Consider the following 647-nt stretch of genomic DNA (forward strand, 5'->3'; position numbering starts at 1 on the left):
TAGGGGCAACTCTACCGGGGGTTCAAATCCCCCTCTCTCCGCCACTATTCAAACACTTAGCTCAATTCCTTTCAACGACTCATGTCACACTTGGTATAGTGTTGGTATATTCACTTGGTATAAAACTCGCCATCATCATCTTCTGATTTGCCCAATACTGGAAGATCCAATGTGGGAGAAATTTTCACTTTTCTGTCATAAACCACAACTTGGCTTTCAGTTTTGTGACCTGAGAATAGTTGTTTGTCCTTACTCGAGCCTTCGTAATCAGATATTCCCTTGGCTTTGAGATCATGAAATGTACACGGCAGTTTTCTATCTAGTTTTTTTCCTGCTGCTTCCCTTGCAGTTTCCCACAGATCGTTAAACCCACTTTTTGAATACTTAGTTTTTTTACTGCTACAAACAACGGTTTCCCGTCCACCCAGAGTCTTTGCAAGTTCGATGGCGTTATGTAGCCTCTCGGTCCAGACTTTTATTTGTTTAGTCCCGGTCTTTCCCTGCTGGATAAAAATGCCTTCCTCGCTTACTTGCGACCATTTGAGAGAAAGAACATCGGAAACGCGAGCCGCACATAAGTAAGATATCTCCATGCCAACCCGGAGAGCTGGTGCCGCCTCTTCATAAATTGCCTGATATTCTTCGTC

The 647-nt window shown here is 43.7% G+C and carries 1 protein-coding gene; it reads right to left on the minus strand.

Going from position 1 to position 647, the window contains the following annotated elements:
- Window positions 1-110 precede the first annotated feature (110 nt).
- Window positions 111-647, minus strand: a 537-nt coding sequence (locus FDX22_RS21275; protein WP_146717735.1) for a tyrosine-type recombinase/integrase, incomplete at its 5' end; no start/stop codon positions are given.

The sequence above is a fragment of the Citrobacter sp. TBCS-14 genome (assembly GCF_005280805.1).
Lineage (GTDB): Bacteria > Pseudomonadota > Gammaproteobacteria > Enterobacterales > Enterobacteriaceae > Citrobacter > Citrobacter gillenii.